25 protein-coding genes and 4 pseudogenes are annotated in these 20,428 nt (G+C 49.1%); 11 read left to right on the top strand and 18 right to left on the bottom strand.

The genetic code is table 11. The features are described from left to right. The 3 genes from gpM to F3I47_RS00015 all read right to left on the bottom strand — a co-directional run. Positions 1 to 235 (bottom strand): phage terminase small subunit (gpM, locus tag F3I47_RS00005; protein ID WP_255474555.1); only part of this gene is annotated, 235 nt, incomplete at its 3' end. A 3-nt stretch (positions 236 to 238) separates the two neighbouring features. Further along, positions 239 to 1,318 (bottom strand): phage major capsid protein, P2 family, encoded by a 1,080-nt coding sequence (locus tag F3I47_RS00010; RefSeq protein ID WP_150042042.1) that lies wholly within the window; start codon positions 1,316 to 1,318, stop codon positions 239 to 241. 52 nt (positions 1,319 to 1,370) lie between these two features. Beyond that, the gene (locus F3I47_RS00015; protein ID WP_150042044.1) at positions 1,371 to 2,219 is read right to left on the bottom strand and encodes a GPO family capsid scaffolding protein; all 849 of its coding nucleotides are present in this window, start codon (positions 2,217 to 2,219) and stop codon (positions 1,371 to 1,373) included. 144 nt (positions 2,220 to 2,363) lie between these two features. On the opposite strand from F3I47_RS00015, the gene F3I47_RS00020 reads away from it, so the two are divergent. Beyond that, positions 2,364 to 4,127 carry a terminase ATPase subunit family protein gene (locus F3I47_RS00020; RefSeq protein WP_150042046.1) on the top strand — a complete coding sequence of 588 codons (1,764 nt, stop codon included), beginning with the start codon at positions 2,364 to 2,366 and terminating at the stop codon, positions 4,125 to 4,127. Then, entirely contained in the window at positions 4,127 to 5,155 is a 1,029-nt protein-coding gene (locus tag F3I47_RS00025) for a phage portal protein (RefSeq protein ID WP_150029480.1), read from the top strand. Before F3I47_RS00020 ends, F3I47_RS00025 begins: the two co-directional genes overlap by 1 nt. A 43-nt stretch (positions 5,156 to 5,198) precedes the next feature. Here the strand turns inward: F3I47_RS00025 and F3I47_RS00030 are convergent, their stop codons facing one another. The 10 genes from F3I47_RS00030 to F3I47_RS00070 form a co-directional block, all read right to left on the bottom strand. After that, positions 5,199 to 6,182, bottom strand: coding sequence for a DUF2806 domain-containing protein (locus F3I47_RS00030; RefSeq protein ID WP_150029481.1), 984 nt, complete (start codon positions 6,180 to 6,182; stop codon positions 5,199 to 5,201). A 548-nt stretch (positions 6,183 to 6,730) separates the two neighbouring features. Next, positions 6,731 to 6,907: a hypothetical protein gene (locus tag F3I47_RS22230; protein WP_176442666.1), complete on the bottom strand. Its 177-nt coding sequence runs from the start codon at positions 6,905 to 6,907 to the stop codon at positions 6,731 to 6,733. A 109-nt stretch (positions 6,908 to 7,016) separates the two neighbouring features. After that, entirely contained in the window at positions 7,017 to 9,245 is a 2,229-nt protein-coding gene (locus F3I47_RS00035; protein ID WP_150042052.1) for a replication endonuclease, read from the bottom strand. Positions 9,246 to 9,311: 66 nt separating this feature from the next. Beyond that, the gene (locus F3I47_RS00040; RefSeq protein WP_150029482.1) at positions 9,312 to 9,896 is read right to left on the bottom strand and encodes a hypothetical protein; all 585 of its coding nucleotides are present in this window, start codon (positions 9,894 to 9,896) and stop codon (positions 9,312 to 9,314) included. Next, entirely contained in the window at positions 9,893 to 10,120 is a 228-nt protein-coding gene (locus F3I47_RS00045) for a TraR/DksA family transcriptional regulator (RefSeq protein WP_150029483.1), read from the bottom strand. The genes F3I47_RS00040 and F3I47_RS00045 overlap by 4 nt, the downstream gene beginning before the upstream one ends. Beyond that, complete coding sequence (locus F3I47_RS00050; RefSeq protein ID WP_150029484.1) at positions 10,120 to 10,350, bottom strand: DUF2732 family protein; 231 nt, start codon at positions 10,348 to 10,350, stop codon at positions 10,120 to 10,122. Before F3I47_RS00050 ends, F3I47_RS00045 begins: the two co-directional genes overlap by 1 nt. Positions 10,351 to 10,417: 67 nt before the next feature. Further along, positions 10,418 to 10,759, bottom strand: coding sequence for a DUF5347 family protein (locus F3I47_RS00055; RefSeq protein WP_150029485.1), 342 nt, complete (start codon positions 10,757 to 10,759; stop codon positions 10,418 to 10,420). Next, entirely contained in the window at positions 10,723 to 10,911 is a 189-nt protein-coding gene (locus tag F3I47_RS00060; RefSeq protein ID WP_150029486.1) for a phage filamentation protein Fil family protein, read from the bottom strand. Before F3I47_RS00060 ends, F3I47_RS00055 begins: the two co-directional genes overlap by 37 nt. Positions 10,912 to 10,920: 9 nt before the next feature. Further along, positions 10,921 to 11,430, bottom strand: coding sequence for a phage regulatory CII family protein (locus F3I47_RS00065; RefSeq protein WP_150029487.1), 510 nt, complete (start codon positions 11,428 to 11,430; stop codon positions 10,921 to 10,923). Between the two features lie 31 nt (positions 11,431 to 11,461). Next, positions 11,462 to 11,863 (bottom strand): hypothetical protein, encoded by a 402-nt coding sequence (locus F3I47_RS00070; RefSeq protein ID WP_003854592.1) that lies wholly within the window; start codon positions 11,861 to 11,863, stop codon positions 11,462 to 11,464. A gap of 114 nt (positions 11,864 to 11,977) precedes the next feature. Here F3I47_RS00070 and F3I47_RS00075 point away from each other — a divergent pair, with 114 nt between their 5' ends. From F3I47_RS00075 to F3I47_RS00090, 4 genes are all read left to right on the top strand, one after another. Continuing rightward, complete coding sequence (locus F3I47_RS00075; protein WP_150029488.1) at positions 11,978 to 12,820, top strand: phage repressor protein CI; 843 nt, start codon at positions 11,978 to 11,980, stop codon at positions 12,818 to 12,820. A 12-nt stretch (positions 12,821 to 12,832) separates the two neighbouring features. Then, complete coding sequence (locus F3I47_RS00080; RefSeq protein WP_150029489.1) at positions 12,833 to 13,219, top strand: hypothetical protein; 387 nt, start codon at positions 12,833 to 12,835, stop codon at positions 13,217 to 13,219. 226 nt (positions 13,220 to 13,445) lie between these two features. Continuing rightward, positions 13,446 to 13,847, top strand: a complete 402-nt coding sequence (locus F3I47_RS00085) for a hypothetical protein (protein WP_150029490.1) — start codon at positions 13,446 to 13,448, stop codon at positions 13,845 to 13,847. Between the two features lie 40 nt (positions 13,848 to 13,887). Next, on the top strand, positions 13,888 to 14,622 hold the full coding sequence (locus tag F3I47_RS00090; protein ID WP_150029491.1) for a hypothetical protein: 735 nt from the start codon (positions 13,888 to 13,890) through the stop codon (positions 14,620 to 14,622). Positions 14,623 to 14,868: 246 nt separating this feature from the next. Here F3I47_RS00090 and F3I47_RS00095 read toward each other — a convergent pair whose 3' ends face one another. After that, complete coding sequence (locus F3I47_RS00095) at positions 14,869 to 15,231, bottom strand: tyrosine-type recombinase/integrase (RefSeq protein ID WP_150029625.1); 363 nt, start codon at positions 15,229 to 15,231, stop codon at positions 14,869 to 14,871. Between the two features lie 489 nt (positions 15,232 to 15,720). Here F3I47_RS00095 and F3I47_RS00105 point away from each other — a divergent pair, with 489 nt between their 5' ends. The 4 genes and pseudogenes from F3I47_RS00105 to F3I47_RS22665 all read left to right on the top strand — a co-directional run. Then, positions 15,721 to 15,972, top strand: a complete 252-nt coding sequence (locus F3I47_RS00105) for a bacteriocin immunity protein (RefSeq protein ID WP_150029492.1) — start codon at positions 15,721 to 15,723, stop codon at positions 15,970 to 15,972. A 1,105-nt stretch (positions 15,973 to 17,077) separates the two neighbouring features. Beyond that, positions 17,078 to 17,494: a ubiquitin carboxyl-hydrolase gene (locus F3I47_RS00115; RefSeq protein WP_150029493.1), complete on the top strand. Its 417-nt coding sequence runs from the start codon at positions 17,078 to 17,080 to the stop codon at positions 17,492 to 17,494. A gap of 13 nt (positions 17,495 to 17,507) precedes the next feature. Next, a pseudogene (locus F3I47_RS22405) lies at positions 17,508 to 17,687 on the top strand (PBSX family phage terminase large subunit); the annotation flags it as partial. A gap of 120 nt (positions 17,688 to 17,807) precedes the next feature. Beyond that, positions 17,808 to 17,993: pseudogene (locus F3I47_RS22665) on the top strand (DUF1073 domain-containing protein); the annotation flags it as partial. Positions 17,994 to 18,316: 323 nt separating this feature from the next. On the opposite strand, the gene F3I47_RS00125 reads toward F3I47_RS22665, so the two are convergent. Together F3I47_RS00125 and F3I47_RS22670 are read right to left on the bottom strand one after the other, a co-directional pair. Next, complete coding sequence (locus F3I47_RS00125; RefSeq protein ID WP_150029494.1) at positions 18,317 to 18,640, bottom strand: DUF1493 family protein; 324 nt, start codon at positions 18,638 to 18,640, stop codon at positions 18,317 to 18,319. After that, positions 18,637 to 18,798, bottom strand: a pseudogene (locus F3I47_RS22670) (STM2901 family protein); the annotation flags it as partial. The pseudogene F3I47_RS22670 and the gene F3I47_RS00125, both read right to left, overlap by 4 nt. On the opposite strand from F3I47_RS22670, the pseudogene F3I47_RS00130 reads away from it, so the two are divergent. After that, positions 18,799 to 19,331, top strand: a pseudogene (locus F3I47_RS00130) (Presumed portal vertex protein); the annotation flags it as partial. 30 nt (positions 19,332 to 19,361) lie between these two features. Here F3I47_RS00130 and F3I47_RS00135 read toward each other — a convergent pair. After that, on the bottom strand, positions 19,362 to 19,661 hold the full coding sequence (locus tag F3I47_RS00135) for a DUF1493 family protein (protein WP_150029495.1): 300 nt from the start codon (positions 19,659 to 19,661) through the stop codon (positions 19,362 to 19,364). Beyond that, positions 19,655 to 20,113, bottom strand: a complete 459-nt coding sequence (locus tag F3I47_RS00140; RefSeq protein ID WP_150029496.1) for an STM2901 family protein — start codon at positions 20,111 to 20,113, stop codon at positions 19,655 to 19,657. Before F3I47_RS00140 ends, F3I47_RS00135 begins: the two co-directional genes overlap by 7 nt. Between the last annotated feature and the right edge of the window lie 315 nt (positions 20,114 to 20,428).

Consider the following 20,428-nt stretch of genomic DNA (forward strand, 5'->3'; position numbering starts at 1 on the left):
CGCCTTTGCCTTTCTCCAGCACGCCGGACACCCACGGCAGGTACTCAGGCAGCAGCTGACGCTTCATTTCCGCCTTGCGCTCGTTAGAGTGCACTTTCTTCAGGCGGCGCTTGTCGTCGTTGAGCTTAATGAGCATCTGCTCATAGCCGCTGGCGTGGCGCAGCGGGTTGTCGGCGTTCTGCGAGGCTTCGATAGCCTGCTGGCGCATGCGGTGACGTCGGGCAGGGCTTAACATGCGTTACGCCTCCGGGGTTTCTGCTGCCGGGGTTTCTGCAGCCGCGCTGAACTCACCGACTTCGATGTTTTCAACCAGGCAACCGGCCGCGTAATCCTCGATCACGTAGTCCTCGTTGATGGACTCATAGTTCTCGATGCGGTCGCGCTTCGGCACTTCGTCAATCAGACGGCGGTGCGTGCCTTCCTGCCAGTAAATCGACAGGTTATCGGTGCGGGTGATAAACATCGCGTCGGCCGGGAAGTAAGGCACGCGCACCGCTGGCAGGCCGCCGATGCGTTTCTGACTGATAATGACGTCAGCGGCCAGCTGCTCGGTATTGGCCTGCGACTGGTTGACGATCGGGAAGTATTTATCAGCCAGCAGCTGACGGCCCACGATAACAACCAGCTCCGGGTCTTCCTGATACCACGGCTCGATCAGGGTGTTGGTGGCATCCATCACCAGCGCATCAAGGTTGGCGTAATCACCGTTTTTGCCGACGCGGATTTTTTCAGAGACGACGGTGCCGTCTTCCTCGGTGATTTTGCTCATCACGCGCGCCGGTGCATCGTTGCGGTACTTCTGCAGCCAGCCCACGGCCACGTCCTGCAGCATAGGGTTCTTGGCGCGGTTCGAGGTTTTGGCGCGGGTCACGCCGTTGAAGCCGATCATGATGCGGTCAAGCGCCTGGCGCTTCACGATGGCGTCACGCAGACGGGCCTGAAAATCTTCATAACGCGCCCACAGGTCGAGCGTGTTATAGCGGATATGAAAGTCGTAATTGACCTGCACACATTCGTAACCCTGCTTATCCAGCGCGGCAAAATCAGCAGTTTCGCGCTCATCGCCGCCTGCCGTGTCGGTCACGCTGGCAATCGAGCCGGATACGCCGATCCCGATCTTCTCGCCCTTCATTTCGGACACCGGCACGATGTTGATGCGCGTCAGGAAGTCGGAAGACTCCTGCACGCGGTTCATCAGGGTCTGCGTGACCGTCGGCTCAACGGTAAATTTCTTGTTCATGTCGTCGGTTTCGACGCCGTTCAACTCGGCAAGGCGGGTCATGAACTGGTTAAACTTAAAGCGGGTATTCTTGCGCATTGGCGTTCCTGTTTATCTCTGTGTTGGGTTTTAACGTTCAGGCAACGCCTGATTAGCAGTCGGTCTGCGCGCCGGACTTCGGATCGCTGCCGGTTGCCGCCGGGCGGCGGGTAAAGCTGCCGTCGGTCTGCGAAAGCTGGCCCTGCAGCGCAGCGAAAGCGGCGCGGTCTTCCCCGGCCTGCAGCTCGATAGCCTCCAGACGTGCAGTGACGGACTGCTCCAGTGCCGACAGCACCTGCGTCTGGCTCTCTGCATTCAGCTGCACCTGCTCAGCGACGGCCGTTACCGCCGCGCTGACGTCGGCGAACTGCTCACCATCGGTTTTCTTTTTGGCAGAGAACATCGCCGAGATGCGCGCCAGCAGGGACGGTGACGGCTCCGCCACTTCTTCAAACTCGATCACCGTTTCTTCGGCGGCGGTAAAGAGGTTGTCTTTGTCCTGCTTGCGGGATGCCAGCGGATTAACTCTGGCCGTGGCGCTAAAGCTCAGAATCTCCGTGCCGAGGCTTGCCGGGTCGTCGGTGACGGCCAGGCCAACCAGATACGCCTCGCCCGTGTCGGCGAACTCAGGGTTAACTTCAATGGAGGTGTAGATTTTCTGACGTGCTTTGGTCAGCTCAACCAGCTCAGGGGTCGGATCAATCCAGCCGAACAGCGCCAGCTTGCCCTTGAGCGGGCCGTCGCCGATTTCTTCAGCCTCGACGGCGGTCACGTCGCCAAAGCGGCGGAAAGTGCTGTCAGCGGCATAGCCCCGGATGTGTTCCATGTTGATGCGTGCGCCGTACATTTCTAGGCTGTAGTTTTTCGCCATCTGCGAAATCCAGTCACGGGAAATGACACGGCCGTCAGTGGTTGCGCCTTCAACTGCGATACGAAAACGCTTTGCTTTGATTGCTGCCATTAATCAGGCTCCGGTCAGGTGTTGGGTCGGTTCGGGGCCAGTTTCCCCGTCGCCACACAATCCCTCAACGAATGCCAGCCCGCTGGTACATCAGCAAACACGGACAGCAGGCGCGCCATTTTCGGCACCGGTAGCCTTGCCGGTATGAAAACGACACCGACAACCATCATCAGCGATCCGCGCCGTCAGGCCGCGCTGCTTTACTGGCAGGGTTATTCCGTGCGCCAGATTGCGGAGACGCTCGGACAGAAAACGCCAACCGTGCAGAGCTGGAAGCTGCGCGACGCGTGGGACGACGTTGCGCCCATCAGTCGCGTTGAATCCAGCATGGAAGCCCGGCTGATCCAGCTCATCATGAAAGAGGTAAAGGGGAATGGTGATTACAAAGAGATAGACGCGCTCGGCCGTCAGATTGAGCGCCTTGCCCGCGTTGAGCGCTACCGCAGCAGCGGCAACGAGGCCGACTTAAACCCCAACGTGCGCAACCGTAACAAAGGCGAGCGCCAGCCGGTTGTTAAAAATGAGTTCAGCGACGAGCAGACAGACAAGCTGACCCGCTATTTTATGGATAACTGCTTTGAATATCAGCTCAACTGGCATAAAGCCGGGCTGACTCACCGCATCCGCAATATCCTGAAGTCGCGCCAGATTGGCGCAACGTTCTACTTTGCCCGCGAGGCGCTGATCGATGCGCTGACCACCGGCCGCAACCAGATATTTCTTTCAGCCAGTAAGGCGCAGGCGCACGTCTTTAAAAACTACATCATCGACTTTGCCCGCCAGGCTGACGTTGACCTGAAAGGCGATCCCATCGTGCTGCCGAATGGCGCGCGCCTGATATTCCTCGGCACCAACGTGCGTACCGCGCAGAGCTACACCGGCAACCTCTATCTGGATGAATATTTCTGGATCCCGAAATTCCAGGAGCTGCGCAAAGTTGCCAGCGGCATGTCGCTGCACAAGAAGTGGCGCACGACCTACTTTTCCACGCCGTCGGCCCTGTCGCACAGCGCCTATCCGTTCTGGTCAGGCGAGCTGTTTAACAAAGGGCGACGCAGCAAAGATGATCGCATCGAGATAGACCTGTCGCATTCTCACCTGGCGAAAGGCGCGCTGTGCGGTGACGGACAGTGGCGGCAGATTGTCACGGTTGAGGATGCGCTGACCGGCGGCTGCAACCTGTTCGACATTGACCAGCTGCAGCTTGAATACAGCCCGGCGGAATATCAGAACCTGCTGATGTGTGAGTTTGTCGACGACGAGGCAAGCGTGTTCCCGTTCGCCGAGCTGCAGAGCTGCATGATCGACAGCCTGGAGGAGTGGGAGGACTTTAACCCCTATCTGCCGCGCCCGTTTGCTTACCGGCCGGTCTGGATCGGTTATGACCCGTCGCATACCGGCGACAGCGCAGGCTGTGCGGTTATCGCGCCGCCGCTCGTTGCGGGCGGTAAATTCCGCGTGCTGGAGCGTCACCAGTGGCGGGGCATGGACTTTGCCGCGCAGGCGAAATCAATTGAGGACTTAACGAAAAAATACACCGTGGAATATATCGGCGTGGATGCAACCGGCATCGGCCAGGGCGTTTTCCAGCTGGTACGCCAGTTTTACCCGGCCGCGCGCGAGATCAAATACTCGCCGGAAGTGAAAACCGCAATGGTACTCAAGGCGAAAGACACCATCAGCAGCGGGCGGCTTGAGTATGACGCCGGGGCGACGGATATCACGCAGTCTTTTATGGCTATCCGCAAAACCATGACGGCCAGCGGCAACCGCTCAACCTATGAGGCGAGCCGCAGCGAAGAGGCCAGCCACGCCGACGTCGCCTGGGCCATCATGCACGCACTGTTAAACGAACCGCTTACCGCAGCCAGCGGCGGCGCTAATCCCTCAATTCTGGAATTTTACTGATGAGCAAACGCAGAGGCCGCAAGGCTCACTCCACCAACGCGCAGCCAGTACAGGCAACCGCACCGCAGCAGCACGCCGAGGCGTTTACATTTGGCGATCCTACGCCGGTCATGGATAAGCGCGACATTCTGGATTACGCCGAGTGCATCGGTAACGGGCGCTGGTTTGAGCCGCCGGTCAGCTTTAGCGGGCTGGCGAAAAGCCTGCGCTCGGCCGTGCATCACAGCTCGCCGATTTACGTGAAGCGCAACATTCTGGCCTCAACGTTTATTCCTCACCCGATGATGAGTCAGCAGGAGTTCAGTAAATTTGCGCTAGATTATCTGGTCTTCGGCAACGCCTTTGCCGAGCTGCGCCGTAACAGCCTGGGTAAGCCGCTGCGCCTTGAAACCACCCCAGCCAAATTCACCCGCAGGGGCGTGAAAGATGGCGTTTACTGGTTTGTGAATGACTGGAAAGAGCCGCATGAATTTTCGGCCGGCAGCGTGTTTCACCTGCTGGAGCCGGATATCAATCAGGAGCTTTACGGCCTGCCGGAATACCTCAGCGCCCTTAACTCCGCCTGGCTGAATGAGGCGGCAACGCTGTTCCGCCGCAAGTATTACCAGAACGGCGCGCACGCCGGTTACATCCTGTATATGACCGACGCGGCGCAGAGCAGCAGCGACGTTGACCGGATGCGCCAGGCGATGCGCGACACGAAAGGGCTGGGTAACTTCCGCAACCTGTTTATGTACGCGCCAAACGGAAAGCCGGACGGCATCAAGATTCTGCCGCTTAGCGAGGTCGCGACGAAAGACGATTTCTTTAACATCAAGAAGGCCAGCCGCGATGACCTGCTAAGCGCGCACCGCGTGCCGCCGCAGATGATGGGGATTATCCCGGACAACTCCGGGGGATTTGGGGATGCGGTGAAGGCAGCGCAGGTGTTTGTGCGAAATGAACTGACGCCGCTTCAAGAGAGGATGAAGGAAATGAATGCATGGATAGGGGAACATGTAATCTCATTTAGTGACTATATACTTTAAAGATGTAGAGGCAGTATTATTTGCTGCCTCATAAAATAAATATTTATAAATATTGATACTGTATCCGTCCATCTTCGAATCTTTCAATTACCTGTCCAAATCTAATTTCTGCTCCTTTCTTTATTAAAACATCACCAACAATCTTGAGGTATTCTAAATCATCAGGAGGAGGCAAAAGTGAAAGTATCTCCTCACCAATGGTTGTGACAATTTTAGCGGGCAGTAAAATCTCGGAACTCACGCTGCCTCTCTTTATTTCTAGCACATGCTCCCCTTGAAAGAAATGCTCCTCATGAACATCTAAAGATGTAAACAATTTAAGATGCATGTCACTCTCATGGAGCACACCTAAGCCACTTAGGTCTAACATTTCGGCTACATTTATACTTCTATTTTTCCGCTTCCAATCCAAATCATCAAATGGCAAGCACGATATGCCGTTGAAAGTGATTATTAACGGACTAACCTTCTGTATAATTTTAGCATCCGCCTGACTCAACGTTCTAACAAAATCGATTGTTCTTAATGAGTAAGTCCCTGGCTCTTTTACTTCCCCTGCTAATATCCTCCCCCATAGCTGCTGCATTGAGTCCGAAGTAATATTCTCAGCATTGTTAAAAAAACTTGTAATCCAATCTTCATCGACCGCCTTTTCTGACACTAATTCTTCTGATATTAACTCACGAGCTGCATACGTAGTTACTTTTTCAAGATTGCCCTGTTTTTTCCTGTTTAAATAATCCAATCGACTTTCAATGTTCTCCTCTTGGGAAACCTCATTGAAATTAAGGGTGCCATCCTCAGGCCTCTGCCACATTTCAATATCACCTTTTTTATAAATGATAGGAAGTCCACTTTCGTCAGCTGCTTTTTTAAGTGCTGCAGAGATCATTTGTATCTCTTCGACTTTAGCTTCAGCCTCTTTACGGATTAAATATGGCTTTGATACAGCTCCCACACCAGAAGATACGACCTCAATTAATTTCGTTAAAGGTTTACTCAAACCTGCAAGGTCTTTTATGTCCATAATTCCACCTAAAGAGCGCTTATTGAATAAAGTTTATAGTTAATATGCTATAGGTCATTTCACGTAAATTTTTAAGATGATCATGGTTGCGCAATATAATCTTACATGCTTTATGCACCAGATCAGAGCAACCATCTTGTAAGGGCCAGAGAGCACTTTTGCATATTTAAAACTATAACTCGGCATTTTCAAAAAGGACAATCTATCCAATGCATTAAGACGCTTCAAGTCCACGCTTTGTCAGGATCACTGCGTGCAACCCCCATGTATTAGAAGCAATCATGCACGTCAGCCCACGAGAGGCATGTGCATCTTCTGTATACATGTTTAAGACCTTGCGCGCAATGCTATCCCCGCCACGCCTACCCGCTTTATGCATCGCTTTTCATGCAGGTGCATGTGTTACCTCTGAACGCGCCAGCACCGGCCTCACACATGCTTAGCGATCCAATTTGGATCATGCGGATTCATGCAAGCATATGCACTTTGATGCAGAAGCAAAAGCCACCTGAAAGGTGGCTAGTGAACGGTAGGGAAGGGGCAATTAATCATTCAGCCTGGCGGTATATGGCAGCTTCGAAAACAGATGTGTCGATTGTCCCTGCCATGTCGCTGATCATCGACAGTGCCATTTTTAATTCATCTTCTTTGCAGTGTGCGATCAGTGATACGTCAGCAATGAACTGGATGCGTGCAACCGTCTCGCTTAGATTATCTATTTCCATCAAATGATTAACTCCTTTTAGTCAAAATGCACTGTATGTATAAACAGTATCATGACGTTTTGGAATCGTAAAGAATCGTGCGGCTCAGATTAGTCCGACTGCCGTTTTATTAATCAGGCACAGGTATGCCGCTTTTTTTCGCAAGAGCATTAAATCTTTTTAAGGGAGTAGGATTCTTGTTCCGTCTATGGAACAGATAGCCGCTTGTACCGCTCCAGTAAGAAAGCTCCCCAACCTTGATTGTATAGCCTTTAATCATGCGCACAGCTTCGCCGTCGGATAGTGTTAACCTGGAGATCTCGAAGAAACTCTTTTTCAACGCCTCCCGTTCTGTGCAATGACTCACTTCAGGTAGGTATTTGTCCGGCTCAGGTTGCTCCGGCGCTGGCTTTTCTCTTAATCGCTTAATAATCCTTCTTCGCTCGGCGCGAGTAAGGGGCTTTGTGAAATCGATAGTGGTTTCAGAGCCTGTCGGCTCCGTACAGTTATTGACAGAACTCCGAGAGGACACGGACGCGTCCTTAAATTCCAAACCCAAATCAACGGCACGTTTCGGAACAATCTTCCACTGCATCAGGCGGGTTAAGATCGGCGTGTCGTCGCCAACTTCAGTTGCGTAAACGCCCTTGATGCGCACGGTTTCCTCACCGTATTCATTAAAGTCTTCGCTTGCCTGATACCAGGTGCGCACAGCCAGCTCGTCGCGGCGCACGAACGGGCCTCCCTGCGCGTTAACGTATCCGGCCCAGTCTCCTGCGTCGGCTGCGTCATGCGCGGCAGCAAACTCAACGCTCAGGCCGTGCGCGGTTTCGCTGTCTGCCATGCGGCGCAGCTCGCGGTAAACCGTGACCGGCGCACCGCCCACAAACTGAAATTGGCGGATGTGCCAGCGTGCCGCCCAGGCAGAAACGGCCGAGGCGGTTTCTTTCAGATCTTTGCCGCTCTCGTCATCTTTCTCGCCATCCAGTGCATAACCATCAATATTTTTGGAAATGTATTTAGCTATGTAACCCGTTGCGCTGCCTTTATTCGGGTCGATAGCCTCGGCGTGAAAACGAGCCTTACGGGCCTTGTCAGTTGTCAGCTCGCTGCCGTCTTCCTGCCGGGCATAGTCGCGCATAATCTCACGCACGCGCTCAGCCTGCTCCGGGCGCATAAACATGAGCATGTGCCAGTGCGGGGTCGCATCATGATGAGGCTCAGCAACTCGGATCCCGAAGATGCGGATTTCTTCGCGGTGCAGCTTGGCGCGGATTTTCTGCCAGACGCTGCAGAGATAACGCTGCGTGTCGGCCGGGCTGGCACCGTTCCATTTGCGGTTACGATGCCCGGTTTTGATTGTGGCGTGATAGCGAGCCGGGGCGGTCAGGGTGTAGAACTCGCCGATAAAGCCCATTTCGTTGCAGATGTTTTCGAAGCCACGAATGCGGGTCATCAGCTCGCAGCGGCGGATCGCCGGGTTAGCCACGCTGCCGTCGTATTTCTCGATGAGGCTGATGCGGTTGCCTTCCTCGTCTTCCAGCTCCATTCCCTTTAAAAACTCACGGGTGCGGCGCTTCTGCTCGCGCCACTCTGAAACGGTCATACTGCTGGCATAGGGGGTATGCTTTTTGCTGACGTTAGCCAGGGCAATCTGAAGGTGCTCACGCCATGATGCGGCCACGCGGCGCAGTCGGCCTTTCCACCATTTTTCCGTCTGCATACGCATGATCGCCGGGGTAACTTCCTCCGGGTCAAACAGCCGGGACGTGACTTTATCCCATAATGGCGGCATCTGGTTCAGCTCGCGGGTAATAGTGGCGGCAGTCATGTAAACGCGGTGCATGTATTTGTAATCTGACTCGGCGCTGGCCTGCGCGTGTGCCTGTACCAGCTCGGCGAGGATGAAATTAGCAACATCCCCGGCCAGTAGATCGACATCGGCGCGCGCCATGTCAGGCAGGCGGTTAAAGCGGCGCATCAGCTCCCATAGCTGACCACCTGCACTGGCCGCGCCAGCTCCTTTCGCGGAGTTTCCGGCCAGCAGGTTAAAAGTGCCGTGACTCATATCACCTAGGCGATATTGAGCATTAACGGTTTCAGCGCGTGGCAATGTGCGCTCAACAAATGTTTTTGTTAAGTACGCATTGGCGCGAGCTGTTCCCTGCGTTTTTTCCAGATCACTGACACTGTGTTTTACGTCGAGCTGTATCAGAGTCGGCTGCTTTTCGAGTAGTTCCTGCGCACGTACTAAAGCCGCAATCATCTGACTGCGGCTGTGCGTTTCCTCATAGGTAGGGTACGGGCTGGCAATGGCTTCCCGTGGAGCATTCCACGGGTAAGCGTATGCTTGCGGCATATCAGAAATGGTATTAGTTTCTTCGCTAATATTAAAAAGGGAGGCATCCAATGGAACCGGAATCATCTACTCAACGCCCTTATTACGCCGAAAATATTCATTTTCTGGATGGCGTGAGAGCACCTCTACGCGCTGTAAGACTTTTATCAGCGCACGACATGTATGCTGCTTGCGACGCGTTTTTGGGTCAGACACAAAACTACCGACCAGAGCGCTGGCTTGGCTCAAAATCCAGTCGAGACGATCTTGTTCGTCTTTTCGTATGGAGTTTTGGAGCAGAGTGGCTACCTCACGGAGAATGGAAAGGCTCAGTTCAGCGCGCATTGAATAGCGTGCGCCAACAGCTAATGAGCAACCGTAGACACGAATTCGATGAGTGGGACGATTGGGAATCTCTACAGTCAGATATTCACATTTCGCTTCAAGCGACTCGCAAGACTGTTGAGTTTTTCTGCGCGGGCGACCCGCGATTTCTGCCAATGCCGACAGACTTGTTTTTAGTCCCTGATCACTTCGGGAAATTTCTTTGCTCACTTGTTGCCGGCACTGTGAGTCCGGCATGGATCGCAACGGTTGACAGCGAAATGACACCGGGATGCCGTAATGGGCTGCATCCGATTTATGCTGAACGTGAGATTTAGAATTGCTCATGCCGCACCGCCTTTGCGTGAATTGCCGAATCTTTCTTCGATGTCTTGGCAGTTAACGCAGCGTGTAACTCCATAAATGGCGCGGCGACGTTTTTCAGGGATAGGAGCGTTGCAGTCTTCACAGAAAAATGCAGATACACCGACAGGGCGATTAGTGATTAACGCAATGTTGCGAGCCAACATTTCGTCAGTGCGCTGCTGTACGATGTCCATTGAGTCAGCCATTAGTGCGCCTCCTCAATATGAGCTTGGATTTTTTCCGCTTCCTGATTAAGCAGCTCGGCTGCTTCGACACAAGTTAATTCTTCCCGGCGAATTTTCGAGGCCAGGATGTTAAGGCGGGATATCATGAGGTCAGCACGACCGCGGCGTTCCTCGCGACGCGCATCATTCAGCATCATATCGAGTTCAATATATGAAGCAGGTTTACTGGTACCTGATGATTTATTCAGCATGTAATTTTCCTTTCTTCATGTAAAGCGAATCCCGGCGGGTTTACGCCAATTAATTGCTTTGAGTTATTTAGCTTAAAAGAGTCATTCGTTTGGGAAACAAACTCACAACGGCTTTCAGGTGGTTCATTGCGCGAATCAGTGCGTTTCTTTCTTCATTAGTGAGATCAGTAAAATCGGCTGAGTGCCGATCTTTGCCGATATTCGCCAGGAAAAAGATAGCGCTTAATGCTCGTTTGTTATCCTGATAATTGTTGTCAGTCACATCGCGCATTTCATCAATAAAACGGGCTACATCTTTTTCGCAATTACCACCCATCAGTTGCGCACGGAGTAGAGCGACATGATTCAGTGCTGCAACGCGTTGACCGGCTGTCAGTTCGACCAACATGGAATCGCCTTCGATAGCCATGATTTGCCTCTCTTAGGGAATGCATGTGCTTTTAATTCTGAAGATAATGGCGTTACTGGATTCCAGCGCTTACCGTTTTCTCCCATGATCCAGCCGTGTCCGTATGACATGGATGGGCTTTGGCGTTTAAGCCTTGCTGCAAATGAGATCATGATTACCCCTCAACTCATGCCAAATGATGCACCGATGCCGCTGATAGCATCGACAGTTGAGGACAGAGCAGGGTTAGCCTGAATACGCGCCTGTACTGCCATTGCAGCCAGTGTTAAGCAGCGAATACCGCTATTAACGTTTTGCAGAAGGCCACGTTTACAGTTAGCTGTCATAGGTTCTTTAGAGGTTGCCCCAGCTGCTAACTGGCCTACTTCTGCGGTGGCTTTCATGACATACAGGGGGAATTTTTCATCTGCGACTTCGTTTACCGGCACACAGGGGAGGCACTGGATTTGCGCCAGCAGGCCATCAACTAACGTTGCATCCTCAGTGACATCGGTAAGAGCTAAAACCTCTAAGACGGTAAGCTGATGCGGCTGGTCTGGATTCAGCTTATTACGCAGAGTTTGCGCACGCATCCCGGACTGCTTAGCTACATCTTCCATATTGTGAGCTAACGCGAATTTACGACAGGCATCGTCGTAATGGGTATGGGTAGAAACCTTGAAATCAAACATGCTCAGATCCTTCTTAACTTGCAAAATCAAGTTATGGTTTGATGTAGCGGCATTTGATTGCCTGCTGGCGGTTCTTTTCACGCCATGCAGCGACATTGATAAGCGGGTTACCATGTTTGGTCATGGTGGTTTCTACCACTTCGCCTGTCTTACGATTGGTACGGTTCTGCGTATAGGTGAAAGATGGGGTAGGGGCGAGCAGCACAACCCCGTTAGCAATCCATTTCTCCAGCACTGACAGGCTAATGCGGTTAGCTGCAGCAAAGTCCTGTTTGGACATTGTTGGGGATGTGGCGAGCGTGACGGCTTTGTTTACGGCGTCGTTTACCGCTTCGCTGATGGCTGGCATCAAAATCGCTGCGACATTGGCAATAAAATCTTGAGATTGCACTAAGTCAAATGCGTTCTGACTGTTTGCATTTTCAGTATGCATAACGCAGTATCTCCTGTTAGTTAAACGTGTTCTATGGTGTTGTATGTGGTGTGCTAACATTTTAGATCCGTTTTTCTTATCTGTAAATAAGAAAATCAAACCTAAGGGTTATGGATGCGAATTGAAAAAGCTGTTGGGTCTGAAGTTTTGGAGCGAATGCTTTCTGCTTACGGCTTTAGTATGCAAAAGGAGCTGGCCGAGCATCTGGGAATAGCTAAAAGCAATGTTGCCGGCTGGGTGCAGCGCGGGCAGGTTCCAGGTAATGCTATCGTGCAGTGTGCTTTGGATACTGGCGCTGATCTTAATTGGTTAGTGACAGGTGAACTTGAAAAAGCAAACTCACTACATGAACTGTCAAACCTAACCGGTAAGGCTGTTTACGATGAAGTTATGGCGAATGGTGGCAAACCTGTGCTTCGCCGTATCCTTGATGCATATGGATTCACACTGCAAAAGCAACTCTGTGAATTATTAAATATTTCATCTGGCACGGTCAGCACTTGGGTAAGAAGGAATTATTTTCCTGGTGATGTAGTTGTGGCGTGTGCGCTTGATACAGGTGTTGATCTGCAATGGCTGGCTATAGGGAAGGGTAAGCAGCGAAAAGAAGTTTCTAAAAAATCCGGAAATGAATTAATTCCTCGTAAAAATCTTGTGACAGGTACTTTGCATGACTCTGGAATGTGGGAAGTTAACTTACAATTCATCCCACATGACGTTGCGGAACCTATGTTCATTTCGAGCAGCAATGCTGCCTGGATCGTTGACATGAATATTGGTGAGATTAGCAACGGGCGTTGGCTGCTGGGAATTGACGATAAATACGATGTTTATGACGTTGCCCTGTTGCCGGGCCGTAAAATTAGCGTCACAAACAAGGGAACAAACTTTACTTGCGGCGCAGAAGAGGTGAAAACTGCGGGAAAGGTGGTTTTAACAATGGATTACAATTTCTAATAAGGATTCTTAATGGATAAGATATATGTGTTTTTTTATATGGTCTTAGGTATATGGTCTATATGCAGTATATGTTTAAAAAAGCAAATTTTTGCTAAAAAATTTTTTAAATCTATCTTCTCTGCTTTATATTTCTTAACCGCCTGCGGTCTGGCTATTGAACCCTCAAATTCAGCTCTAGCATCATTTTTTATGCTGGTTCTAGGCGCGACGGTTGTATGGTTCTGTAACCGTAAATATGAAGAGAAAGAGAATGTTAATAAGGATGTTATTAGTGATTATAAGAATGCGGAAAGGAATTTTGGGTTGGGAGAAGGTTATGAGGTTAAATATAAATCCAGCTCAAATAATTACGCCAAAGATAAAGACTTAGCATTAAAAGAAATTGCCTTTGCATAGTTAAATAGTAAAGACGAAAATAGTTTTCGTGATGTTGATGTTAAAGGTTTCGACGGACATTACATAAAATGATATTGTCACTCTCCCAGTAAATTTAAGACATTTAGGATCGATAGAATTGAAGGTGAAATCATCATGAGAGAAACAGGTGAATCTCTAGAGCCTTATGAATGGGGGGCACTAATTGAAAAATGAAAGACTTATTTTAAATAAAGGAGAATGATAAATGTATGATGAATTTTATCAAGAAAAGCTTCCGTGCGGTGGTAAGCTTAAAGTCAGTAAAAAAACATGGGAAATCGAGTATTACTATCCTGGATTGGATGGGAGATATAGTGGTGCTTTTTTTACTATTTATTCGAATGAGATTGATTCCTTTACTCAATCGCTAATCAACAATTTCGTTGAGTATATCGACCTTAAAGGAAAGATTCCTGCGGGTGGTGACTACCAAAAACCTGGCGAGAAGGGAATGATGATCGCAGTAGGACGTCTATTTGAAGGGGTATCAATACATGGATTCAATGATTTTATTAGTATTGATGAGCAACTTAAAAACCGAATAAATAGTTTTGAAATCGCAAAGAAACGTGCGTTAAAGATACAATACGCACTAGCAGCGATTTAAATATTTTAATTAAGTGGATTGCATATAAAAGAGGTGAGGGATGAAAAGGGATATACCTGTTTTTGTTAAAGTATTTAATGAAGTTAAATTTCGTGATGAGTTTATTAATGGCTCGTTATACATGAATACACTAAAATACTTTAGGGGATTAAAAGAGGATAAGAAAAATAATATCGCTGATAAACACGAAGGGGCATACAGAGTTAATCAGCCTACTGAACTAAAACTAACTGTAAATGGCAAGCCAATAGACTCGAAAAATATAATTGGCCCTGTAATATTTAGCATGAAATGGATGGAGCAGATTAATGTTTTTTGTATGACTTTTTTGCATTCGCATGGCATTTTAAATAAAGAAGTATTTAATGATAATGAGTATGAGTTGCTGAAATCATATTACAAATTACCTGATGAGTCTTATAATTTAGGTGATTATGCCGTTGTTATTATAAATGTTCAGGAGTTCTTAAAGAGAGTTGAACTAGCTTTGACACGATTGATTGATGCTAATCAAGTCGAAGATTATGATTTTAAGCCTGTTGATTATTATGATGAAAGCGCCGTTTCATTTTCAATAGATGAATTTTCGCTTGAGAGCGCATTTAAGAAAAACAGCAAATATTCGCATCAATCAGAATTCAGGATCGCAGTTTTGCGTGAAAACTCCGAATGTAAAGAATTTAGACTTGAAGTTGGAAGTTTAGAAGATATTGTATACATCTGTAATACACAAGAAATCAATGACAAATTGAAGGTTACAGCTAAAAAAATCTGACACACTAGAGCTAAGAGAATTTAGAATTCATAATGTCAGTTGATAGACTTGAAAAGCGATAGGGTAATTATTGTTGAAGCATAGTTTCTACCTTAAGCGCCACCTTATCGCCACTTTGGTTAATAACTTATTGATTTTAAATAGGTTGCATGGTATTCGGTCTTTTTTTAGCGTGTTGATTTGTATAGCATTTTTAATGATGGTAACGAAATTTCCCGAAAAATTCCCGAAATCACCATATCCAATCTAAACCATCACATATTCCTGACCGCGTGAATCGAGGTACTTTTTAGTCATAGAAAGGTTTTTATGACCGAGTAGTCGTTGCGCAAAATCCTCTCCATTCTCCACCTCATATAGTCGGCTGGCAAGGCTTCTTATCTCATGAAACGTTGGTGGGTTAGGGCCAAATTTAATTCCGCTCATTTCACGCGCTTCTGCAAATGCACCTGTGAGCGCATCTGGTGAAACCGCTCCAGGCTTTCTGCGACCGCGACGGACTGATGAGTAAATCAGGCTGTCTGATGGATTACCCTTCCGGCACTCTTCTATTACAGCTTCAAGCGTAAGTCCCGTTTCTTTCAGCTTAAGGCTAAGTGGAACTGCCAGCTTATAATGTTACGGAAGCAAGAAACTCTCGCCTCATTAATTCATTTGGCAAACCTTCTAACATGCAACCACTGGCCCACTGCAAAAGCTGTTCATCTGAATACTCTGGCTCGACGGTCAGCGCCGTCTGCTGATTGCTTATGAGCCGCTTGAATGTGTTGAGAAAGGAAAAAATATCACCTCCTTGGTTTTGCTAAGGTAAACATAGTATTGCCATCACCACGGACTATATTATTTGATAGCAATATATCCGAGGGGATAAAGAGGCTCTCAATGTCAGACAACTAGCGCATCACCGTCACCTTAAATCCGGTGAAATGCATTAAGGCCTGATGAGCAGGTCTCAGCCGGAGATGATGAATGGCTTTATCGGTATTGCTCAGGAAAATAGTGCTTGGGTATACCTCGCGCCGGATGACGTGCTCAAGATAGAGTACGTTCCAGAGCAAAAAGAGTAAGATGAACTCCACCACATAGGAGTAGGTCGCAATGAAGTTAAGGACAAAATTTGAGGATTACATGGAAGTCGAGTTTACAGCGTTAGTAGCGGAAATTTTCAGTGCCCAAGGTGGTGAAAAGTACCAAGACGAATTGCTGGAGAATTTTATTGCTGTCAGTGAGCATCCAGAGGGTTCAGACCTGATTTACTACAATTTTGACGACGACCTGAATCCCGAGAAGGTTGTTACGACAGTGAGAGAGTGGCGCAAAGGTCAGGGACTGGCCGATTTCAAGGCGTAGTCATCACAAGGCGCATTTGCGAGTGCGCCTGATGATGCATCGCCAAATTGTGGGAATCATTCAATGATAGTTATTTACGCGCACAGTTCAGACACCATTTAACTCATGTTGTGAAAGCATCTTACATGCCAGGAACGAATGGAAACCATGTAATCGTTGTTGATAGGGTTGGTGAGTCAATCACACAAATATTTGGTGGTACAGACGAGAAATTTATCGACCTTTACCACATGGATGAGTACAGAACGTTTTAGCAAGCCGCCCACGGGCGGTTTTTTATTGGAGTAAATATGGCGATACCAGATTGGTGGGCCATTGAGTCGGCTTACCGTGCTTTGATAACTCACTGGACTGGGTTATGATTTGTAAGTCAGGTGCGCGAGATGGCCGAGCGAAAGCTCTGACGGGACAAAGCGTGACATGAGCTACATCAGGCAGTGGTGCACGTGGCCGATACTGCATGAACGTGGGTTCGAATCCCACCCTGATAAATGACCGCCCACGGGCGGGTTTTTCTTGGAGTGGGTATAGTAAAATCGCGTTAGGGGCCCTGTCTAACCAGCCTGCCCCTCTCAGGTCAACAGCAAGTGCTGGTTGATGAATGGGATTGTAGTCTGATAGTGATATCCAGTGACTTAGGCGAGACCTTTATTCCGCGCTTTTTATGATAACGCATCAAGACCTTGTTCGATAAAGAGTGGGTCCACGGTGTAGGACGGAAAGCCTTTTGTTCACACACCATGCCATGAGAGTTCAGGAAATTAAGTAACTCGTGCGTTCCCCCTTTACGAAATAGGTGTGAAACAAATTTAACGCGATCATATCCCTTTTTTTGTAGTTCTATCAGTGTGCTCTGCAGCTCTTCATAGATTTCAAATACAGCGTTTTTGCCAACTGGACAGTTTTTAAATCGCATATGAATAGTCGCTGGCTTTGAACCGTGGCTGGCAACACTATACAGATGAAAGTAAATAGTTCTGCTCCTGATGTGTAGCCACTTGAACACCAGAATCCCCGCCAACAAGATAAGTATCAATTGAACGTAAATCATAATGCCTCCTTTATTTCCATATCGGTAGGCTGCAAGAAAACTTTAAGGTGAAATATGGCGACCAAAGCTAAAACTGGCTGCCCTTTTGATTATCTACCAGAGGTAGCTGCTGGCATCTGTTCATTGCTTGTCGATAATGAAAGCTTGCGCAAAGTCTGTGAACGTCCAGGGATGCCTGCAAAGGCGACTGTATTTCACTGGCTGGCACAATATCAAGAGTTTAGAGACCAATACGCGAAAGCCACCGAGACCCGCGGCGACGCAATTTTCGAGGAGATGTTCGACATAGCCGACAGTGTTGCCGAAGAGGCCGCAGCGGTAAGTAAAGTACTACTGCGCATCGACACCCGTAAGTGGGCATTAGCCCACATGAACCCGAAGAAATATGGTGACAAGGTGAGCCAAGAAATCGACCACAAGTCTTCGGATGGGAGTATGGCTACTAAACCTACGACGATTCGCCTGGTATGAGTTGACCCAGCAGATGGAAAGCCAAGTTGATCTCCAAATTCCCGCCAAGTTAGTTCCTGTCTTTGCAACACCAGACATACGATATCGCGTCGCGCATGGTGGTTGTGGATCTGCAAAAACCAGAACGTTTGCGCTTATGAGCGCAGTAAAGGCGTATGAGACAGCAGAAAGCGGCAGAAGCGGTGTAATCCTTTGACGTGCTCCCCGTCATTGAGGATAAGCACAACCACTGCTGGGATGCCGCACGCTATGGCCTCGACGGTTACATCAAGCACAAACAGACCGGCGCAGTCTTCTTCTGAGTAGCTAATCAGTGAGTGAACAAAGCAACGAGGTCACATTCCTCGTTAACGCCCTTGCTGATGCTATGGGCCGACAGCGCATGCTGTACGCTGGTCATCATGGCAACACCAAGCGAACGAAGCTCTACTAAGAGTTTGGTTATCCAAACGAACTGGATTTTGACCGTTACTACCGCGACTATGAGCACAACCCTGTTTTATTCTTTCCTGCTCAGCTGCACTCTGTGTCGCCATTTTTCTTTGCCATTAACGCCAGCGGATTGCAGCATATTGCATCCAAAGATGGTCGTGCGCGAAGTGCATATAACGAATCGTCACTCTGATGCCGGAATGCCCGGGAATACGTTACAACACGATGGTATTTCCTCAGGCAATCCGAACGCCGTAATGGTAATCCTATGCCATGTAGCGGTTCTCCTTTGAGGGGGCAGCTACAGTCAGGTGCCTGGGAAGGAAATCACGCCGCTGTCACTGTGTGGACTCTGACGCAACGAGCAAATCTGCTGCCCGCTGGCAGGGACTAAAAAAGCCAGCGCCCGGCAGCGGCCGACTCCATAAACATGCGTATCGTCAGCGGGGATTTATCCTGCTCTACCGGTGCGCGGGAGAAAAAAGGACGGGTTTTCCAGGGGAAATAAGCGGCGGGCGTAAAACCAGCTGGCTGAATATTAAAAACGCGAAAAAACGATTCTGCCATATCTGCTATATCGTCTGCTTCAAACAGTTCCTGCAGAATGTCGTCGTCACCAATTTGAATCTTTTTTAAGAAGAGCGTTGTCACCAGCGGCAGCTCTCGCAGAATGTATTCACGCACCGCATCAGGAGTTGATGTAATATTATTCACCAGATTTTATCCTCCTGCCTCACAATCAGGTTATAGCGATGGACGGTGCGGAAACTGATTTGTGCCACATTATTTGCCAGAATCAGCCATCCCACAACTAGCACGGCCCTGCCTATAAATGTTCCGAGGTTATTCACTCAAAAAATCTTCAGCCCGCGTTTCAACTGCTGGAGCCGGATATTAACCGGAAGCTGTACGACCTGCCAGAATATCTCAGCGCGCTTAACTCTGCCTAGCAATATGAGGCGGCGACGCTGTTCCGCTGCAAGTATTATCAGAACTGCGCGCATGCCGGTTACATCATCTACATGACCTCAGCGGCGCAGAGCAGCAGCGATGTCGACCGGATGCGTCAGGCGATGCGCGATACTAAAAGGCTGGGTAACATCCGCAACCTGTTCATGTACGCACCCAACGGCATAAAGATTCTGCCGCTTAGTGAAGTCGCAACGAGAAACGATTTCTTTAACATCAGGAAAACCAGCCGCGACGACCTGTTGAGTGAGCACCGCGTGCCGCCTCAGATGATGGGAATCATTCCGGACAACTCAGGTGGATTCAGGGATGCAGTGAAGGCGGCGCAGGTGTTTATGAACCGCTGCAGAAACGAATGAAGGAAATTAATAACTGGCCGGGAGAAGAGGTGTTCACGTTTCGCCCTTATTCGCTGGAAGCGGCAGCAACAAACTAAAGATATAACGCCTGCATATGCAGGCGTTAGTTATTTACCTAACCATCTTCCGGCCTGTGCAGACTCAACTAGCAGGCGGATAGTAAGCGGATCATGTGGTGCGGTGAAATCTTCCGGAAAATAGTTGGTAAAAGTGATGGTGCCGGGGTCAATGCTAAAACTGTCAGCATATCGCTCAAGCAATTCATAAGCGTCAATGGGATCCATGCGAAAGTCATTGTTCAGATCAGTGTCGAGTTCAAGCTTATAACGTCTTAATGTGAACAAACTTCTGCCGTTATAATCTTCAACCAGCGCAAACACAACCTTCTCTATATCCTCACCTACCATATCCTGTCGTCCTTATGAGCAATAAGGTTGTATTCTACCGTAGTTTTCCAGCCTATCTCCGCTACATCAGCGGCCATAATTACCCATCCCAAAACCAGAATTGTGCGACCGACGAACGTACCCAATTTGTGAGTCATTAACATTCTAATTTGAAGAGGTTTTTTTGGGTTTTGTATCCATGTGGGTAATCTGAAAGGAAGACGGTAATCGCGTAACAGTTTACGCGAATAGACCGAAGCATAAGAGGTGCCTTTCCACGCCCCTTTTAGCTTCCCTGATACGTCAATCGTATTTTGTCCCGAGTAAATGGCAGCTATCGCGATGATATCTTTTGCACCGATGAAGTGCTCGGCGGTCATATCAATCATAATCCAGAAATAAAGCTCTCCGGGGGAAAGGTTGGTAAGCCCGCCATAGAAGTAAGTCCCGTTTAACTGCTCAGTTGTATCTATATTATTCCCTTACATGGTTAGCCGTACTGGTCAAAACTTTACCATATTGATTCCGGCCAGTGCCATACATCAACTGCTGCTCTCAGACCCATTTCACGAAGCTCTTTAGCCCTGCTGTGTTGATGCCTCACTAAATAATTGCACGCGTGTGTGGGCCGCTGGCGCGGCCTCCGCATACATGTTTGCACCCAGCGCGCGCAATGCTATAACCCCCACGCCTGCCAGCGTTGCACAATGTTTGTAAGCCATGTGGTCAGAGGCCTCGGAAGGGCATCAAAGCGGGTGCCGCTGAGAAGAGGTCCAGATGCTGCAAAA

The sequence above is a fragment of the Pantoea sp. M_10 genome, from assembly GCF_008631515.1.
GTDB lineage: Bacteria > Pseudomonadota > Gammaproteobacteria > Enterobacterales > Enterobacteriaceae > Pantoea > Pantoea anthophila.

Coding starts and splice junctions, on each gene's coding strand:
- F3I47_RS00010 (WP_150042042.1), bottom strand. CDS start 1,318: ATGCGCAAGAATACCCGCTTTAAGTTTAACCAGTTCATGACCCGCCTT.
- F3I47_RS00015 (WP_150042044.1), bottom strand. CDS start 2,219: ATGGCAGCAATCAAAGCAAAGCGTTTTCGTATCGCAGTTGAAGGCGCA.
- F3I47_RS00020 (WP_150042046.1), top strand. CDS start 2,364: ATGAAAACGACACCGACAACCATCATCAGCGATCCGCGCCGTCAGGCC.
- F3I47_RS00025 (WP_150029480.1), top strand. CDS start 4,127: ATGAGCAAACGCAGAGGCCGCAAGGCTCACTCCACCAACGCGCAGCCA.
- F3I47_RS00030 (WP_150029481.1), bottom strand. CDS start 6,182: ATGGACATAAAAGACCTTGCAGGTTTGAGTAAACCTTTAACGAAATTA.
- F3I47_RS22230 (WP_176442666.1), bottom strand. CDS start 6,907: ATGGAAATAGATAATCTAAGCGAGACGGTTGCACGCATCCAGTTCATT.
- F3I47_RS00035 (WP_150042052.1), bottom strand. CDS start 9,245: ATGCCGCAAGCATACGCTTACCCGTGGAATGCTCCACGGGAAGCCATT.
- F3I47_RS00040 (WP_150029482.1), bottom strand. CDS start 9,896: ATGAGCAATTCTAAATCTCACGTTCAGCATAAATCGGATGCAGCCCAT.
- F3I47_RS00045 (WP_150029483.1), bottom strand. CDS start 10,120: ATGGCTGACTCAATGGACATCGTACAGCAGCGCACTGACGAAATGTTG.
- F3I47_RS00050 (WP_150029484.1), bottom strand. CDS start 10,350: ATGCTGAATAAATCATCAGGTACCAGTAAACCTGCTTCATATATTGAA.
- F3I47_RS00055 (WP_150029485.1), bottom strand. CDS start 10,759: ATGGCTATCGAAGGCGATTCCATGTTGGTCGAACTGACAGCCGGTCAA.
- F3I47_RS00060 (WP_150029486.1), bottom strand. CDS start 10,911: ATGATCTCATTTGCAGCAAGGCTTAAACGCCAAAGCCCATCCATGTCA.
- F3I47_RS00065 (WP_150029487.1), bottom strand. CDS start 11,430: ATGTTTGATTTCAAGGTTTCTACCCATACCCATTACGACGATGCCTGT.
- F3I47_RS00070 (WP_003854592.1), bottom strand. CDS start 11,863: ATGCATACTGAAAATGCAAACAGTCAGAACGCATTTGACTTAGTGCAA.
- F3I47_RS00075 (WP_150029488.1), top strand. CDS start 11,978: ATGCGAATTGAAAAAGCTGTTGGGTCTGAAGTTTTGGAGCGAATGCTT.
- F3I47_RS00080 (WP_150029489.1), top strand. CDS start 12,833: ATGGATAAGATATATGTGTTTTTTTATATGGTCTTAGGTATATGGTCT.
- F3I47_RS00085 (WP_150029490.1), top strand. CDS start 13,446: ATGTATGATGAATTTTATCAAGAAAAGCTTCCGTGCGGTGGTAAGCTT.
- F3I47_RS00090 (WP_150029491.1), top strand. CDS start 13,888: ATGAAAAGGGATATACCTGTTTTTGTTAAAGTATTTAATGAAGTTAAA.
- F3I47_RS00105 (WP_150029492.1), top strand. CDS start 15,721: ATGAAGTTAAGGACAAAATTTGAGGATTACATGGAAGTCGAGTTTACA.
- F3I47_RS00115 (WP_150029493.1), top strand. CDS start 17,078: ATGGCGACCAAAGCTAAAACTGGCTGCCCTTTTGATTATCTACCAGAG.
- F3I47_RS00135 (WP_150029495.1), bottom strand. CDS start 19,661: ATGGTAGGTGAGGATATAGAGAAGGTTGTGTTTGCGCTGGTTGAAGAT.